Genomic DNA, 16,093 nt, shown 5'->3' on the forward strand with positions numbered 1-16,093 from the left:
TTATCGTGTTGATTGGCGCAGCACCAGGGTGCCGCCCTTCTGAGTGAATTCGAGTTGCTTGAGGGCGCTCATGCCGAGCAGCACCTCGTGGCCTTCCATGCCGGGGGTGATCAGTGCCGCCACCTCGCGCAGCTGGATATCGCCGAGCTGCAGCAGGCCGAGGCGGGTGCGCCAGCCGGTCACGGTGCCGTTGGCGGTGCGGATCTGTACGGGAGCGCCGGGCTGCAGGCCGAGTTCCTTGGCCAGCTGCTGCGGAATGGCCACGGCGCTGGCGCCGGTATCGAGGAGGAAGGTCACGGTGTGGCCGTCGATCTTGCCGTCCAGCAGGTAGTGGCCGCCGCGGCTGCTGGCCAGGCTGACTTCGATGTAGCCGTTGCCATGCACCGACTGTGGCTGGCGATTGGGATTGGCCTGTTGCTCTTCCCAGTTGCCGAACCAGTGGGTGGCCAGGGCCAGGGCGGCGACCCAGGCCAGGATCAGCATGACACGGGCGGCGCGCTGGCCGGCGGGGCGCTCGCTCATGGCGCGCTCCAGCCGCCGGCCGGGGCCTTGAACTGCCAGAGCAGCGGGCGGCGCTCGCCGTCGGCGCGCGCCAGGTCGTTGTTGTCCAGGCCCAGCCAGGCACCCTCCTGATCCAGCCACAGGGCTTCGGCGACGCCGTAGGGTTCGGGGTAGGCGCGTCCCTCGGCCAGGGCGGCGGCGACGAACGACCAGCATTTTTCTTCCGCACCGGTCGTCGGGTTGCGGCGGCAGATACGGTGCTCCAGGCGTTCCAGGCTGAACAGCTTGCCGTCGAAGTAGGCCAGGTCGCCAAAGCTGCGCGGGTAGCGCGCATCGCTCTGCGGGGTGAGCGGTGAGCGTCGCTGGCCAGCCTCGGACATCAGGATGCAGCCGCCGGTGCACCGCCAGCGGCCCTTCTCCAGGTGCAGCACCAGCAGGCCACGGCGCTCACGCTCGGCAGCCAGCCACAGGCGTGTGCCGCTCGGGTCGATGGCCAGGCCCTCGAGCAGGGCGTTGTGGCGCAGCAGCATGCCGCTGGCGCGGGCCTGGCGGATCAGGCCATCCGGCAGCGCCAGCCATTCGGCCATGCCGCTGGGACCCACCTGCAGCAGGGCGACATGCGCCTCGCTGAGCAGGTAGCGGTTGCCCTTGGCATCGCAGCTGATGCTTTCGAAGTCGAGCTTGCCGCCGCGCACCAGGTTGGCGGCCCAGGTGCGCATGCGCAGGCCCCAGGGCAGGGCGCTGGGCGGCACTGGCGGGGCATCGAAGGTCTCGGCCTCGGCCTGCCAGGCGCCATCGCCCGGCTGCAGGCGGTACAGGCGGTCGTCCTCGCGGTCGGACAGCGCCAGCCATTCACTGCCGCAGCGGGTCAGGCCGGACAGGTTGCCGGCGGCCATGCCGGCTACCGGGTGCTCGGCGAGCAGCTCCAGTTCCGCCAGCGCGGCAGGCTGGTCGGCGGCAGCGGCCGTACCGGCCAGCAGCAGGCCGGCCAGGGCGAGGCTCAGCCTCACGCCAGCACCTCGGCCAGGTTGCCCTTGCTTTCCAGCCAGCTCTTGCGGTCGCCAGCGCGCTTCTTCGCCAGCAGCATGTCCATCACCTCGTGGGTGGCCTGGAAGTCGTCCAGGCTCAGCTGCACCAGGCGGCGGGTGTTGGGGTCCATGGTGGTTTCGCGCAGCTGCGGCGGGTTCATCTCGCCAAGGCCCTTGAAGCGGGTGACCTGCGGCTTGCCACGGCGCTTCTCGGCCACCAGGCGATCGAGGATGCCGTCGCGCTCGGCCTCGTCGAGGGCGTAGAAGACTTCCTTGCCCAGGTCGATGCGGTACAGCGGCGGCATCGCCACGTAGACGTGGCCGGCTTCCACCAGCGGGCGGAAGTGACGAACGAACAGGGCGCAAAGCAGGGTGGCGATATGCAGGCCGTCGGAGTCGGCGTCGGCGAGGATGCAGATCTTGCCGTAGCGCAGCTGCGACAGGTCGCTGGAGCCCGGGTCGATACCGATGGCCACGGCGATGTCGTGGACTTCCTGCGAGGCCAGCACTTCGCCGCCGTCCACTTCCCAGGTGTTCAGGATCTTGCCGCGCAGCGGCATGATCGCCTGGAACTCCTTGTCGCGCGCCTGCTTGGCCGAGCCGCCAGCGGAGTCACCTTCCACCAGGAACAGCTCGGCGCGCATCGGGTCCTGCCCCGCGCAGTCGGCCAGCTTGCCGGGCAGCGCCGGGCCCTGGGTGATCTTCTTGCGCTCGACTTTCTTGCCGGCTTTCAGGCGGCGACCGGCGTTGCCAATGGCCTGCTCGGCCAGCAGCAGACCGGTTTCCGGGTGGGCATTGAGCCACAGGCTGAAGGCGTCCTTGACCACGCCCGAAACGAAGGCGGCTGCCTCGCGCGAGGACAGGCGCTCCTTGGTCTGCCCGGAGAACTGCGCTTCCTGCATCTTCATCGAGAGGACAAAGGCGATGCGTTCCCAGACGTCTTCCGGGGCGAGCTTGACCCCGCGCGGCAGCAGGTTGCGGAATTCGCAGAACTCGCGCATGGCGTCCAGCAGGCCCTGGCGCAGGCCGTTGACGTGGGTGCCGCCCTGCGCGGTGGGGATCAGGTTGACGTAGCTTTCCTGCAGCGACTCGCCGCCTTCCGGCAGCCACAGCAGGGCCCAGTCCACCGCTTCCTGGTTGCCGGCCAGCGAGCCGCAGAACGGCTCGTCGGGCAGGCGCACGTACTCGCTCACCGCATCGGTGAGGTAGGAGCGCAGGCCGTCCTCGAAGTACCAGCGGGTGGTCTCGTCGAGGTTCTTGTCGGTGAAGGTGACTTCCAGCCCCGGGCAGAGTACGGCCTTGGCCTTGAGCACATGCTTGAGGCGGCTGATGGAGAACTTCGGCGAGTCGAAGTACTGCGGATCGGGCCAGAAGCGCACGCTGGTGCCGGTGTTGCGCTTGCCGACCGTGCCGATCACTTCCAGGTCGGTGGCCTTGAAGCCGTCGGCGAAGGTCATGCGGTGCTCGTTGCCATCACGCTTGACCTTGACCTCGACTTGGTTGGACAGGGCGTTGACCACCGAGATGCCCACGCCGTGCAGGCCGCCGGAGAACTGGTAGTTCTTGTTGGAGAACTTGCCGCCGGCGTGCAGCTTGGTGAGGATCAGCTCGACGCCGGGGATGCCTTCTTCCGGGTGGATGTCCACCGGCATGCCGCGGCCGTCGTCGATCACTTCCAGCGAGTTGTCGGCGTGGAGGATCACCTGGATGGTCTTGGCGTGGCCGGCCAGCGCCTCGTCGACGCTGTTGTCGATGACTTCCTGGGCCAGGTGGTTGGGCCGCGCCGTGTCGGTGTACATGCCCGGGCGCTTGCGCACCGGGTCCAGACCGGACAGTACTTCGATGGCATCGGCGTTATAAGAGCTTGCGCTCATACCCATTTCTCCCCCGCGTTGCAGCCAGAAATTTCGCCAGGCAAGGCGCGGGACGCTGGCAATGGCATTCCCTTGGCAAGTCCCGCAACACCGCATGGCGAAATTTCTGGCGCAAACCTTAGGGACGAGGCCATTTCGCTACGGCGCGGTGTCAGTCGTCGTTCATTTGGAGCACCAAACCTCACTCCTCCTTCCTTGCTCCGTAGCGAAATGGCCTCCGTCGCGGGGGGGAAATGGGTATGAGCGCAAGCTGTCTGCTGGGCCATGGTGTCTCTTGTCGATTAAAGGGTGGAAAAGTCGAAGTCTGCCCACAGGGCCGGATCGAAGCCGGCCAGCGTGAGGATTTCCGGTATGCGTCGGGCAAAGCCCTGGTAGCTGTGGTCGCCGCCTTCCTGGATGTCCAGGCTGCAGCCGGCGTAGAAGGCCTCGGCCTGGCGGTAGTCGAGGGTCTCGTCGGCCGTCTGCAGCCATACCCGGTAGCGCTTGGCGTCACGCGGCTCGGGCATTTCCAGCTCGGCCAGGGCGGCGGCATGGTCGTGGGTCAGCAGCCAGGTTTCGCCGGTGTAGTAGTTGGTCTGCAGCTCTTCCTTGCCGCCGAACAACCGGTGCGGGCGCACGGCCGGGTTGATCAGCAGGGCATCGAGGCCATGCTGCTCGGCGAGGTAGGTGGCGTAGAAGCCGCCGAGAGAGCTGCCGACCAGCAACGGCCGGCCCAGCTCGGCGACGGCTGCCTGCAGCTGAGCCATGGCCTGGCGCGGGTGATGGTGCAGGGCCGGCACGCGCAGCTGTTGGGCGATGCCACAGTGTTCGGCCACCTTGAACAGCTGGCTGGCCTTGGTCGAGGTCGGCGAGCTGTTTAGACCGTGGATATAGAGGATGCTGGGAGTCATGGAGCGGGAGGCTACAAGCTAGGCGGCGCCAGCCGCAAGCATTGACATCCGGCGGTGCGGAGTTAGTAGCCTTTGACGCTGTAGTCGACTTCGAAGTGGATGCCGGTGACCCGCGACACGCCGGTCTCCAGCCGTCCGTCGGCGTGCAGGCGCAGCCAGCGGTAGCCAGGGGCTGTGGTATCGACCTGGAATTCCTCGCTGCCGGGGGCGAACTGCACGCAGGTCGAGGGCGAGGCGAGCAGGCGAATGCCGCCGCGCTGCTGGTCGAATTCCTGATGGATATGGCCCCAGAGCACCGCGCGCACCTGCGGATGGCGCTCCAGCACGGCGAACAGGGCTTCCGGGTTGCGCAGGCCGATCGGCTCCATCCAGCGGCAGCCGATGGAGACCGGGTGGTGGTGGAAGCACACCAGATGGTGGCGTTCGGGCGCTTCGCTCAGCGCGCGCTCCAGCAGCTCAAGCTGGTCGTCAGCCAGGTAGCCGGGCACGGCGCCGGGAATCGAAGAGTCGAGCAGGATGATGCGCCAGTGGCCCAGATCCACGACTGGCTGCAGCAGATCGCTGCCGGCGCAGGCCTGCTGCATGGCCGGTAGTTCGTCGTGATTGCCGGGGAACCAGCGCGTCGGCGCGTTGAGCTGCGCGCTGAGGTCGCGAAAACGCTGGTAGGAAGCCAGGCTGCCGTCTTGCGAGAGGTCGCCGCTGGCGAGGATTAGGTCGATCTGCGGCTGTTCCGTCTGCACCCGCTCGATGACCTTGGTCAGGCTGTCGCAGGTGTCCATGCCGAGCAACTTGCCGTCTTCCTCGGCAAATAGGTGACTGTCCGAGAGCTGAACCAGCAGCACCGGGCGATCGGAGGCAAGAGACGACGGGCGCGACAAGGGCCAACTCCTGAACAGGGTTTCAGGATTATGGTGGGTGAAATGCGATTCGGTAAACCCGGCAAACGTGAACCCGTCACATTTGCGAGGTTGTGATCACAACACCGGCGTCAGCTCGTGGCCGCAGGCGATGCAGTGGCTCAGCCACTCACCGAGGAACAGGTTGAGCTGGGTCTTCTCGTCCGGCTGGTGCATGGCGGCATTGGGGTAGGGATAGATGCCGCGAAAACGTCGCGCGTTCTCCGCGCCAGTGACCTCGGCCATGCGGGCGTCGTGGTAGGCGCGCACTTCCAGGCGCGGTACCGGCAGCCACGGCAGGCTGTGTTCCTGGCGCACTTCCAGGGTGGTGGTGTAGGGGCAGTTCTCGGTCACGCGGATCAGCAGCACGCCGAGCAGCAGGTCGCCCTGGCTCAGCGCCACGCGCCGCTCGCCCTGGGCCTCGCGCATATCCGGCAGCAGGCGCAGCAGGCGCGCGTAGTTAGCTTCGCAAGCGGCCTGCAGTTCGACCAGGTCGACCCGGTAGCGCTCGCGCAGCAGGTTCATGACCACAACCCCCGCACTTCGGCACGGTTCAGCGCCAGCCATTGCAGGGCGATGATGCTGGCGGCGTTGTCGATGCGACCGTCCTTCACCGCCTGCAACGCGTCCTCCAGCGGCCAGACATGCACGCGGATATCCTCGCCTTCCTCGGCCAGACCATGCACGCCGCCGGCGCCCTCGCTGTCGCAACGGCCGATATAGAGGTGCACGCGCTCGTCAGAGCCGCCGGGGGAGGGGTAGTACTGGGTGATCGGCCACAGTGCGGTCAACTCCAGATCGGCCTCTTCCACGGCCTCGCGACGCGCCACTTCCTCGGGTTTCTCGTCCTTGTCGATCAGCCCGGCAACCAGCTCCAGCAGCCAGGGGTTGCTGCTCTTGTCCATGGCGCCGATGCGGAACTGCTCGATCAGCACCACGCTGTCGCGTTGCGGGTCGTACGGCAGTACGCACACCGCATCGTGGCGCACGAACAGTTCGCGGCTGAGCTGCGGGCCCATGCCGCCGGCAAACTGGCGATGGCGCAGCTGCAGGCGATCCAGGCGGTAGAAACCCTTGAAGCAGGTTTCCCGCTGCAGCACTTCGACATCGGTCTGTGACATGCAATCCCCCTCGTGGCGCGGCAAAGCTCCGCGCAGAATCCGTTGTGGTGTTGATGAATGTGCGCGTCGCCGCCTTGCTTTGGCAAGCGCTGGCGCCCGTCCCGGAGAGGTTGGCGCCGTCGCTGTGCGACGTTATCTATCCTAAATAGCAGCCTATTTCATTGGCTGCCGCTGAGTATACTCGGCACGTCTGTTACGACTTAACAGGGAGGTAGGGTGGATGCGCGCTGCAGAGCTGATCGATCTGCTTCGGCAGTATGACCCGGACACGGATATCCCGGTGGCCTACACCGACGCCGATTTCGGCGGCCAGCCCGGCGTGCAGGTAGCCAGCTGCTATAGCACGGGCGACACGCGCTGTTACCAGAATCTGGTCGAGCAGGCGCAGGAGGGGCTGGTGGTGCTCGACCCGCGCGGGCGCATTACCTACATGAATCCGTTCATGCAGCATTTTCTTGGCTATGCGCCGGCTGAAGCCCTGGGCCGGCCGCTGGCTCAGGTGATCTCCGCCGACCTGGTGGAAGTCGTGCTCAAGCAGCGCTGCCAGGGCCCGACGGCCGAGCGCTACCCAATGCGCATCCAGGCCCGCGATGGCCAGGTGCGCTGGGTGCAGATGAGCGCCGCGCCAATTCCCAGTATCGACGGCAGCGACCGTGGCAGCCTGCTGACCATCACCGACATCTCCCACCGCGAGACCCATGCGCACAAGCTCGCTGACCAGGAGAGCCTGGGGCAGAAGGTCTGGCGCATCTCCGAGCAGCTGGACAGCCTCAAGTCGCTGCGGGTCAACCTGCTGGCCGAATTCGAGGTGCTGCAGGATTCCCCGCGTATCGCCGCCACGCCTTACTGGCACCAGCAGCGCTACCTCTACCTGGTGCGCCCGCAAAAGGATGGCAAGCGCGTGCGCGAATACATCGGCGCCCAGCCGGAGCGGATCAACGAGGCGCTGGCTGCCGTGCGTCGCGAGCAACGCTACCAGGAAGTGTGTCGCGAGCTGCAGGACATCGAGGAGAAGATCCGCACCTCCACGTTCAAACTCGACAGCTTTCTCTGGGAGCTGGCCAGGGTGCCGCAGGACCAGCGCAAACTGGTGGGCTAGAGCCGTCAACAGGCTTTTCCCAATGACAATTCCATGACAGGCCGCCCCATTTCGGGGCGGTTTGCATTTGAGAACTCACTGGTCTGTGATCACATATAAAAAATATATGGAAATCAAATAGTTATAGTTGCTTTGATTAATGGCAGCGAGGCCGGATTGGTCCTTGTTGTGCCATTAAAGCGCTGAATAGGATGCCCGCCTCCCTACTCAGCAGGACGCAACCATGACGCCTCCCCAGGATCACGATCAGTTTTATCGCGAACTCACCCTGCGCAATGCCGGGTTCATCAGCAACGACGACCAGTGCGGCCTGCGCGAGGCGGTGATACTCATCGCCGGCTGCGGCTCTACCGGCGGCAGCGTGATCGAGCTGCTGGTGCGCAGTGGCGCCGAACACCTGATCCTGGCTGATAACGGCAGCTACGAGCTGAACAACGCCAACCGGCAGAACATGGTGGTCAGCGATGTCGGCCGGGCCAAGGTGGATGTATTTGCCGAGCGCGTACGGCAGATCAACCCCTATATCAAGCTGGAGCTGCACGGCCACGGCGTCACCCCGGACAACGTCGAGGCCATGGTTGCCCAGGCCGACGTGGTGGTGGACGCCATCGACGTCACCGGCCGCGCCGGCCTGGAGATGAAGTACCTGCTGCACCGTGTCTGTCAGCGCCAATACAAGCCGGTGGTGTGCGGCTACGACATGGCCGCCGCGCAATACATTCCGGTCTTCGACTACCGCAACCCCGATCTGCAGGTGCTGGAAGGCCAGCTCAGTGCCGAGCAGGTCGCCACCCTTGATCCGATGCAGGCCTGCTCCTACCTGATCCCGGTGGAGTGCGTGCCGCTGGAAATGTACGCCGAACTGGACCGCCACCTGGCCGGCAAGGACTACACCTCGCAGCTGGGCATCGCCGCGCACCTGTTCGGCACCCTGGCCACTGCGCTGATTATTGACCTGGTCAATGGCCGCCCGGTGCGCGACGCCGTCTATGTCGATGTCTGGGAACTGACCCGGCGCCGTGACGCCCAGGCCGAGCGCGAACACCAGCGGCTGCTCGATCAGGGGCGTCAGGCCCTGGCGCAGTGGCGCCAGCTGCCGCCGGAGCGGCCCGATGCGTTCTTCCTCGAGCGTTCGGTGAAGCACTACCAGGCGCCGTTGCTGAATGGTCTGCAGGGCTACCAGCAGTTTTGTATCGACCGCCGCGCCGACGTCGCTACCTACGCGATTGCCAACTACCAGCTGGACAACAACCTGACCCGTCAGCTGCTGCGTTTCGCCTTCGTGCATTACGCCAAGGTTGGCTTCATCAATCCGCAGACCGCGGCAATGCGCCAGTTGCACGCCGAACCGCTGGAGCATCTGGCCCCGGAAGACGTGCACATCGTCCTGGTGCGCGACAGCGACCAGCAGTTGCTGGCCTATTCCACCCTCAAGGCGCCGATCGCCCGCGGCAAGCGCTTCGACGACAGCCAGCGGCCGTCCTTCGGCGTGGAAACCGCCTTCGGTCGTGACCTTTACGCGCAGATAGGCGAACTGCAGGACCTGCCGGTGGAGCAGGTGCGCGAGATCGGCCGGGTGACCAAGGCGCAGATCGGCGATCCGGTACTCGAGGCCAAGGCCGGCATGCTCCTGCTCAGCGCCTACGGCCGCCTGCTGTGCCAGGCCGACAGCGGCGTGGCGGCGATGGTCGGCGACGGCGAGCGGCAGGTCACCCTGCGCAACCTCAGCTTTTTCGGCTTCCGCCCGCAGATCCTGCCGGCGCGTATCGCCTGTATCCCGCCCCAGCACCTCTATGCCAATCGCTACCAGGGCCGCGAGGTGCATCCGTTCTGGCTGCGCCTGGACGCCATCGACCACGAGCGGGTGGCGCAGATCGAGGCGCTGATAGAGCTCGACGGCGACGAACTCCTTTCCCGGCTGCGTGACGCCAAGCAGCAGAACACCCTGCACATAGGAGCATGAACATGAACGGTATCTGGAACCAACAGCAGCAAGCGATCCGTGCCCACTACCTGGCCGTCGGCCGCGACCTGGTGCGCCCGACCTCGGCTGAGCGCGACCAGGCGCTGGGCTTCGACCGCGAGCTGTGGCGCGCCCTGGGCGCAACCGGGCTGTTCGGCGTGCACATGCCTGAGCGCTTCGGCGGCCAGGGGCTTGGCGTGTGGGAGTTCTCCGCTGCGCTGGAGGGGTTCTCCGAGGGCTGCCAGGACATGGGCGTGCTGGTCTCCTTCGTCGCCCAGGTGGCGCTGGTGCAGGCCGCGCTGCTCAGCTACGGCAGCGAGGAGCAGCTGCAGCGCTGGCTACCGCCGCTGATCAGCGGCGAGAAGATCGGCTGCTTCGCCATCACCGAGCAGGGCTGCGGCTCCGACGTGCGCTCGCTGAAGCTGGCGGCCAGCCGCGATGGCAGCGGCTACCGCCTCAACGGCATGAAATGGAACATCACCAACGCCCCGGTGGCGGACATCTGCATGACCTTCGCCCGCCTGGAGGAGGCCGGCCCCAACGCCATTTCCTGCTTCATCACTGAAACCGCTGCACCCGGCCTCACCCAGTCGGTGCCGTTCGACCTGATGGGCAACCGCGGTACGCCGATCGGCAGCCTGACCTTCGACAATGTGGCGCTGGCCGCCGACAGCCTGGTCGGTGCCGAGGGGCAAGGCCTGCGCGTGCTGTACTTTGGCTTCCTGGTCGAGCGCATCTTCACCGGCGTGTCCATCGTCGGCTGCATGCAGCCGGTGATCGACGAGTGCTTGCAGTACAGCCTCAAGCGCGAGGCCTTCGGCCGGCCGATCAGTGACAACCAGTACGTCCAGGGCCACATCGTCCAGGCCTACACCCAGCTGGAGCTGCTGCGCAGCGTGGTGGTGCGCGGCCTGGCCGCCCTGGAAAAAGGGCAGGACTGCTCGACCCTGGCGTCGATCATCAAGATGCTCGCCAGCGAGGCGATGCACGAGGCCTGTCTCAACGCCATGCGCATCCACGGCAACTATGGCTACCGCCGTGACTTCCACTTCGAGCGCCTGCTGCGCGACTCCATCGGCCTGTTCTTCGCCGGTGGCACCAGTGAGATCCACAAGACGGTGATCTGGGCCAACCTGGTGGCCGAGGCGCAGAACCGCAGCAAGGCCAAGGACGACCTGCGTCTGGACGCCTACACCGGCGCGGGAGCCGCCGCATGAAGCCCCGCGCCGTCGCGCTGCTCTCCTGGATGCTGCATCGGCCCTGGCTGATGCTCGCCCTCCTGCTGCTGATTACCGCCGCGGCGGTGGTCGCGCTGGGCCGCCTGGAGATCAACAGCACCCCCTACATGATCGACAAGAGCCACCCCAGCCGGATGGCCGATGCCGACAACAAACGGCTGTTTTCCAACACCGGCGAGCAGGCCTTCGTCGCCCTGGAAAACCCCCAGGGCAATATCTTCAACCCGGGCAGCCTGCAGCGGGTGGCCGAGCTGACCCGTGCCTTCCAGGCCATCGAGATGGTCCTGCCGGGAGACAGCGACAAGCTGCGCACCCTGGCCGAAGACCCGCGCCTGCAGGCCGACGTCGAGGCCATCCTCGAAGGCGACCTGACCCCCGCCGACCAGCCGCGCCTCGCCGCGCTGAAGCAGCGCCTGGCTGAGCTTGGCGAACTCAGCCATACCCGCGAAGCCTGGCTGGACAGCCTGCACACGCGCCTGGTGCCGATCCGCAAGGTGCGCAGCCTGGTGACCATCGAGAACCTGCTGACTATCGACGAGGCGCTCGACGTGCACGCGCTGATGCCGCAGGTGCCGACCGACCAGGCCGGGCTCGACGCCCTGCGTGCCGAGGCCATGGGCAACCCGCTGTTCCTCGACAGCCTGGTCTCGCGTGATGGCAGCGCCACCACCATCCAGGTCGAGTTCAACATCGCCCAGGATGATTCGCCGGCCATGCTGCAGGTGTACCAGGCCATCGTCGACATCACCGACAAGGTGCAGGGCGACGACCGCATCTACCTCAGCGGCCCGCCCATGATCGCCGCGCAGACCGCGTCGAACATGGAGCAGGATAACCAGACCCTGCTGCCGGCGGTGTTGCTGGTGATCCTGCTGGTACTGTTCGTCAGCTTCGGTCGTGTACAGGGCGTGGTGGCGCCGCTGCTGATCGCCATCTTCAGCCTGATCTGGACCCTGGGCCTGATGGCCGCCTGCGGGGTAAAGCAGAACATCATCACCTCGATCATGCCGGTGTTCATCATCTCCATCGCGGTGTGCGACGCCATCCACTTCCTCGCCGACTACTACCGCAACCTGCCGCCGAACCCGGATCGCCAGGCGCGCATCGACACCGCCTTCACGGTGATGCAGCAGCTGTTCTGGCCGATGTTCGTGACCTGCATGACCACCCTGGTCGGCTTCTTCTCGCTGATCTGGACCGACGTCACCTTCATCCGCGAGTTCGGCATATTCACCGGCTTCGGCATCTTCTTCGCCTGGCTGATCACCATCGTCTTCCTGCCGGCCATCGTCATCCTGTGGAAGGCCGAGCCGCCGCGCCACGGCCTGCTGGTCAGTGACCGCCTGGACCGCATGATCGCCGCCCTCGGCCACTTCGCCCGCTACGGCAGGCGCCTGGCCTTCGGCATGCTGGTGGCCATCGTGCTGTGCAGCTGGTACGTGGTGGAGAACCTCAGCATCGACAACCAGGTGATCGGCTACTTCGAGGAGGACAGCCGCATCCGCCAGGACGACGCGGCGATCAACGCCAAGTTCGGCGGCACCACGCCGATCAGCATCATGATCGAGAGCGACAGGGCCGACGCCTTCAAGGACCCGGCGGTGATCCAGGGTGTGGCCAGGCTGCAGGAGCATCTGCGCCAGCAGCAGCTGGTCGGCTTCACCTACTCGCCGGCCGACTTCGTCAAGCGCCTGCACCAGGTGACCCGGGATCAGTTCGCCGCCGAGCAGTACCGCCTGCCGGACGACATCAGCGCCAGCCTGCTGGCGCAGTATTACCTGCTGTACGAGAACGCCAACGGCCGCGATCTGTTCGATGTGGTCGACCGCCGCTTCCAGAACGGCCGGGTCCTGGCCATCTTGCACACCGACCGCTCCTCGGAAGTCGGCGCACTGATGCGTGATGCTCTGGACTATGCCCGTGAGGTGCTGCCGGTCGGCATGACCGTGCGTGTTTCCGGCTATGGCGAAGTGCTGGTGGCCACCACCGACGCGGTGGTGTGGGGCCAGGTCAACAGCATCCTGTCGTCGCCGGCGCTGATCGTGCTGATGGTCATGGCCATGTTCCACTCGGTGCGCCTGGGCTTCGTCGCCCTGCTGCCGCTGCTGTTCACCCTGGTGGGCATCAGCGCGCTGATGGCGCTGAGCGGTACCGACCTGGATATCGGCACCTCGATTATCGCGGCGATCTCCTTCGGCATCGGCATCGACTACGCGATTCATGTGATCGCCGCCATGCGCCACAGTCCGGGCACGGCCCAGCAGGCCACCCAGTACGCCCTGCGGCATACCGGCAAGCCGATCCTGATCAATACCCTGGCGCTGGGGCTGGGCTTCCTGGTGCTGTGCCTGTCGGGCTACCAGTCGCTGGTCAACCTGGGCATCTTCATCTCGCTGACCATGCTGTTCTCCGCGCTGTTCGCCCTGCTGGTGCTGCCGGTATTCGTGCGCACCCGCCAGCAGCCAGAGGCCGCCGCGCAGCTGGAGCCGGCCAATGCGTAAGCACCTGCTCTGGCTGCTCTGCGTGGCCCTGCCGGTCAGTGCCCAGGACTGGCTGGCGCTGACCCTCTACCCGGGCGGCGAGCTTTACCAGGCCGAGCACCTGCAACGTCTGGTCGGCGCCACGCAGAATCTGTGGCAAGTGAAGGATGGCCAGGGGCGCACGCCGATCCAGTCCCTGGACAGCCTGGCCAGCACCAATGCCATTGCCGTCCAGGGTGACGACGTGCGCTTCCGCCGGCTGATCGAGACCCGCGAGCTCACGCCTGCGGGCCTGCAGACCCTGGCCGTGCTGGTCGAGCGGCACCCGCTGCTTGGCCCGCGCCTGGTCACCGCTGCCGGCGACGGCACGCACTTCTGGCTGCGCCTGGCGCGGCCCTACGCGGAAGCCGACAAGGCCGAACTGCTGCTGAGCTATGCCAAGCGCCTGGCCGTCGATTTCGCTCCCGGCTGCCAGGTAGCCAGCGGCGCCCAGGGCGCATTGCAGGGATACACCCTGCAGGAGTGGACGCTGCAGGCCAGCGGTCCGGTGCCGCCGCGTACCACCACCCTGCAGGGCCTGCAGCAGGCCGCCGCGACGCTGCGCCAGCGCACCCTGCAGGCCTATTCGGCCGCCGACATCCTGGTCTACCTGCGCCACGTACTCAACGGCGAGTCCGGTCTGCCGGCCAGCGATGACGAAGTGGCTCAGCTCTACCTGATCGCCGAGAGCCTGCGCAGTCGCGACCTGCAGGATCTGGCACGGCCCGACTTCCAGCGCCTCAAGTTGGTCGCCCTGGGGCGCCAGCGCAGCAGCGCGCCGAATCTGCCCGGCTACCGCCTGGAGACCACCGCGCAGTGGTCATCCACCCCGAACAGCTACCTGACAGTCGACTGTCGTTAAGGAGTTTCCCATGCGTATTTCCCTGCTTGCTCTCGGCCTGCTGCTCAGTTTCCCGGCTCTCGCCGAGGCTCTCGACCCCGCCGCCATCATGCGCGCCGTGCGCGACCGCGACGAAGGCCAGGACCGCCGCTCCGAAGTGACCCTGGTGCAGACCATGGCCGATGGTTTCGTCCGCGAGCGCAAGCTGCTGATGCTGGAGAAGGAGTACGGCGAGGAGCGCAAGGCCACCCTGTACTTCACCGCGCCCAGCGACACCGCCGGCACCGGCATCCTCATGCACAGCTACGCCGAGGCCGCTGCCCGCGAGGACGACCAGTGGCTGTACCTGCCGGCTCTGCGCAAGACCCGGCGCATCGCCACCAACTCCAAGGAGGGCCCGTTCCTTGGCACCGACTTCTCCTTCGCTGACATCGAGCGCATGCGCGTCGACGACTACCAGTACCGGCTGCTGCGCGAGGAGGAGTACAAGGGGCGCCCGGTCTACGTGATCGAGGCGCGCACCGTCAACGGTCTGGAGAATCCGCGCACTGGCTACAGCCAGCGCCTGGTCTATGTCGACCGCGAGCGCCAGCTGATCCTGCGTGACGAGTTCTTCCGGGGCGGCCGGCAGATCAAGACCTTCGAAGTGGTGGATGTGAGTCAGGTGGAAGGCTTCTGGACGGTCAACGAGTCGCTGATGAGCAACCTGGTCGAGGGTGGCCAGACCCGCCTGCTGCGCACCGCCGCTGACTACAACCTGGACCTGGGTGACCAGAACTTCAGCGAGCGCGCCCTGCGCAACGGGATTCGCTGATGCGTGCAGTGCTTATCGGCCTGCTGGGCCTGACCAGCCTGCCGCTGGCCGCGGCGACCCTCAGCAGTCGCGGTCACGTGGAGGACGGCTACCACCACGACACCACCGGCGCCAGCAGCTCCGGCCATCGCGTCGAAGCACTGCTGGAGAGCCGCATCAGCCAGGGCAACTGGACCCTCGACAGCGTGCTGCTAGGCCGCTACCGCAGCCAGTACGACGATGCCGGCGGCAAGCTGGAGGATCGCATGGAATCCGACCAGGACCTGCGCGAGCTCTATCTCACCTGGGCCGGCGACAACTGGCAATGGCGCCTCGGTCAGCAGCAGATCGCCTGGGGGCGCGGCGACTACTTCCGCCTGGTCGACGTGCTCAACCCGCTGGACCTGCGCGAGTTCCTGCTGCCCTACATCGACGACTACTCCCTCGGCCGGCAAACCCGGCCGATGGCGGTGGTGGAAATCTATGGCGACAGTCTGGAGCAGCAGTTCGTCGTCGCGCCCAAGGCCAAGACCACCCGCTACGCGCCGGCCGGCGCCGATTTCGCCGTGGCCGGGCGACCGGAGGGGCTGGGCGAGGACGACGAGCACGAGCGCCCGGATATTGGCTGGCGCGGCAAGATGCTGGTCGACGGCACCGACCTGGACTTCTACCTGTTCGACGGCCTCAGCCCCGATCCGCTGTACGTGGTGGAGGAGGGGCAGATGGTCGAACAACAGCGCCGGCGCAGCCTGGTCGGCGCCTCGTTCGCCCGCCCGGCCGGTGACTGGGTGGTGCGTGGCGACCTGGTGCACCTGTTCAACGAGCCGCTGCAGACCCCGGAAGGTGCGGAAAACGTACCCAAGTCGGCGGCGCTGCTCGGCCTCGATCTGACCCGCAACGAATGGACGGTCAACCTGCAGGCCACGGTCAGCCATCGCCACGGCGCACCGGACAGCCTGCCGCGCGAGACCGGCTGGGAGGCGTCGGTGGCGCTGCTCAAGGACTGGTCCAAGCAGCGCCTCAATGCCGGCGTCCTCTGGCTGTACAACCGCGAGGTGCAGAGCAGCCACATGGTCAAGGCCAACCTCGGCTACCGGCCCTGGAACCAGTGGTACCTGGAGGGTGGCTACATCGCCTTCAGCGGCGGGCAGAGCACCCAGTACGGCCAGTTCGACAACCGCGACCGTCTCTACCTGCAGGTGCGCCGCGACTTCAGCCTGTGATTCGGCCCACTTGGATGGCGCCGCGCGGGCGGCGACAATGGCCGCCGCCGCACCCGGGAACGCCCGGGGCGGCGCGCAGTCGAAACGCCCGTCGCCGTCCCGAGGAG

At 66.5% G+C, this 16,093-nt stretch carries 14 protein-coding genes; 7 read left to right on the forward strand and 7 right to left on the reverse strand.

The features are described 5' to 3' along the window. From ACOAPY_RS03810 to ACOAPY_RS03840, 7 genes are all read right to left on the reverse strand, one after another. Entirely contained in the window at positions 1–522 is a 522-nt protein-coding gene (locus ACOAPY_RS03810; RefSeq protein ID WP_465155066.1) for a retropepsin-like aspartic protease family protein, read from the reverse strand. Beyond that, positions 519–1,511 (reverse strand): esterase-like activity of phytase family protein, encoded by a 993-nt coding sequence (locus ACOAPY_RS03815; RefSeq protein ID WP_465155067.1) that lies wholly within the window; start codon positions 1,509–1,511, stop codon positions 519–521. The genes ACOAPY_RS03810 and ACOAPY_RS03815 overlap by 4 nt, the downstream gene beginning before the upstream one ends. Continuing rightward, positions 1,508–3,403: a DNA topoisomerase IV subunit B gene (parE, locus tag ACOAPY_RS03820; protein ID WP_280001870.1), complete on the reverse strand. Its 1,896-nt coding sequence runs from the start codon at positions 3,401–3,403 to the stop codon at positions 1,508–1,510. Before parE ends, ACOAPY_RS03815 begins: the two co-directional genes overlap by 4 nt. A gap of 281 nt (positions 3,404–3,684) precedes the next feature. Beyond that, positions 3,685–4,293 carry a YqiA/YcfP family alpha/beta fold hydrolase gene (locus ACOAPY_RS03825; RefSeq protein ID WP_169921619.1) on the reverse strand — a complete coding sequence of 203 codons (609 nt, stop codon included), beginning with the start codon at positions 4,291–4,293 and terminating at the stop codon, positions 3,685–3,687. A gap of 62 nt (positions 4,294–4,355) precedes the next feature. Further along, complete coding sequence (gene cpdA / locus ACOAPY_RS03830) at positions 4,356–5,171, reverse strand: 3',5'-cyclic-AMP phosphodiesterase (protein ID WP_465155068.1); 816 nt, start codon at positions 5,169–5,171, stop codon at positions 4,356–4,358. A 96-nt stretch (positions 5,172–5,267) separates the two neighbouring features. Continuing rightward, positions 5,268–5,720: a DUF1249 domain-containing protein gene (locus tag ACOAPY_RS03835; RefSeq protein ID WP_465155069.1), complete on the reverse strand. Its 453-nt coding sequence runs from the start codon at positions 5,718–5,720 to the stop codon at positions 5,268–5,270. Next, complete coding sequence (locus ACOAPY_RS03840) at positions 5,711–6,310, reverse strand: NUDIX domain-containing protein (RefSeq protein WP_465155070.1); 600 nt, start codon at positions 6,308–6,310, stop codon at positions 5,711–5,713. The genes ACOAPY_RS03835 and ACOAPY_RS03840 overlap by 10 nt, the downstream gene beginning before the upstream one ends. 220 nt (positions 6,311–6,530) lie before the next feature. Here ACOAPY_RS03840 and ACOAPY_RS03845 point away from each other — a divergent pair, with 220 nt between their 5' ends. The 7 genes from ACOAPY_RS03845 to ACOAPY_RS03875 all read left to right on the forward strand — a co-directional run bounded on the left by ACOAPY_RS03845 (position 6,531) and on the right by ACOAPY_RS03875 (position 15,986). After that, the gene (locus ACOAPY_RS03845) at positions 6,531–7,409 is read left to right on the forward strand and encodes a PAS domain S-box protein (protein WP_061905467.1); all 879 of its coding nucleotides are present in this window, start codon (positions 6,531–6,533) and stop codon (positions 7,407–7,409) included. 223 nt (positions 7,410–7,632) lie between these two features. Further along, a complete protein-coding gene (locus ACOAPY_RS03850; protein ID WP_465155071.1) occupies positions 7,633–9,372 on the forward strand; it encodes a HesA/MoeB/ThiF family protein in 1,740 nt (579 codons plus the stop codon). 2 nt (positions 9,373–9,374) lie between these two features. Next, complete coding sequence (locus ACOAPY_RS03855) at positions 9,375–10,589, forward strand: acyl-CoA dehydrogenase family protein (RefSeq protein WP_465155072.1); 1,215 nt, start codon at positions 9,375–9,377, stop codon at positions 10,587–10,589. Further along, positions 10,586–13,111, forward strand: a complete 2,526-nt coding sequence (locus ACOAPY_RS03860) for an efflux RND transporter permease subunit (RefSeq protein WP_465155073.1) — start codon at positions 10,586–10,588, stop codon at positions 13,109–13,111. Before ACOAPY_RS03855 ends, ACOAPY_RS03860 begins: the two co-directional genes overlap by 4 nt. After that, the gene (locus tag ACOAPY_RS03865; protein ID WP_465155074.1) at positions 13,104–13,991 is read left to right on the forward strand and encodes a hypothetical protein; all 888 of its coding nucleotides are present in this window, start codon (positions 13,104–13,106) and stop codon (positions 13,989–13,991) included. Before ACOAPY_RS03860 ends, ACOAPY_RS03865 begins: the two co-directional genes overlap by 8 nt. 10 nt (positions 13,992–14,001) lie before the next feature. Further along, positions 14,002–14,784, forward strand: coding sequence for an outer membrane lipoprotein-sorting protein (locus tag ACOAPY_RS03870; RefSeq protein ID WP_465155075.1), 783 nt, complete (start codon positions 14,002–14,004; stop codon positions 14,782–14,784). Then, positions 14,784–15,986 carry a DUF1302 family protein gene (locus ACOAPY_RS03875; protein WP_465155076.1) on the forward strand — a complete coding sequence of 401 codons (1,203 nt, stop codon included), beginning with the start codon at positions 14,784–14,786 and terminating at the stop codon, positions 15,984–15,986. Before ACOAPY_RS03870 ends, ACOAPY_RS03875 begins: the two co-directional genes overlap by 1 nt. Positions 15,987–16,093 lie beyond the last annotated feature (107 nt).

Origin of the sequence: Pseudomonas stagnisoli, from assembly GCF_048595745.1 — a bacterium.
Lineage (GTDB): Bacteria > Pseudomonadota > Gammaproteobacteria > Pseudomonadales > Pseudomonadaceae > Aquipseudomonas > Aquipseudomonas alcaligenes_A.

What these genes read in the sequence shown, in the direction of transcription:
- ACOAPY_RS03865 (WP_465155074.1), top strand. Translation starts at nt 13,104, where the DNA reads ATGCGTAAGCACCTGCTCTGGCTGCTCTGCGTGGCCCTGCCGGTCAGT.
- ACOAPY_RS03860 (WP_465155073.1), top strand. Translation starts at nt 10,586, where the DNA reads ATGAAGCCCCGCGCCGTCGCGCTGCTCTCCTGGATGCTGCATCGGCCC.
- ACOAPY_RS03845 (WP_061905467.1), top strand. Translation starts at nt 6,531, where the DNA reads ATGCGCGCTGCAGAGCTGATCGATCTGCTTCGGCAGTATGACCCGGAC.
- ACOAPY_RS03850 (WP_465155071.1), top strand. Translation starts at nt 7,633, where the DNA reads ATGACGCCTCCCCAGGATCACGATCAGTTTTATCGCGAACTCACCCTG.
- ACOAPY_RS03870 (WP_465155075.1), top strand. Translation starts at nt 14,002, where the DNA reads ATGCGTATTTCCCTGCTTGCTCTCGGCCTGCTGCTCAGTTTCCCGGCT.
- ACOAPY_RS03855 (WP_465155072.1), top strand. Translation starts at nt 9,375, where the DNA reads ATGAACGGTATCTGGAACCAACAGCAGCAAGCGATCCGTGCCCACTAC.
- ACOAPY_RS03875 (WP_465155076.1), top strand. Translation starts at nt 14,784, where the DNA reads ATGCGTGCAGTGCTTATCGGCCTGCTGGGCCTGACCAGCCTGCCGCTG.
- ACOAPY_RS03840 (WP_465155070.1), bottom strand. Translation starts at nt 6,310, where the DNA reads ATGTCACAGACCGATGTCGAAGTGCTGCAGCGGGAAACCTGCTTCAAG.
- parE (WP_280001870.1), bottom strand. Translation starts at nt 3,403, where the DNA reads ATGAGCGCAAGCTCTTATAACGCCGATGCCATCGAAGTACTGTCCGGT.
- ACOAPY_RS03810 (WP_465155066.1), bottom strand. Translation starts at nt 522, where the DNA reads ATGAGCGAGCGCCCCGCCGGCCAGCGCGCCGCCCGTGTCATGCTGATC.
- ACOAPY_RS03825 (WP_169921619.1), bottom strand. Translation starts at nt 4,293, where the DNA reads ATGACTCCCAGCATCCTCTATATCCACGGTCTAAACAGCTCGCCGACC.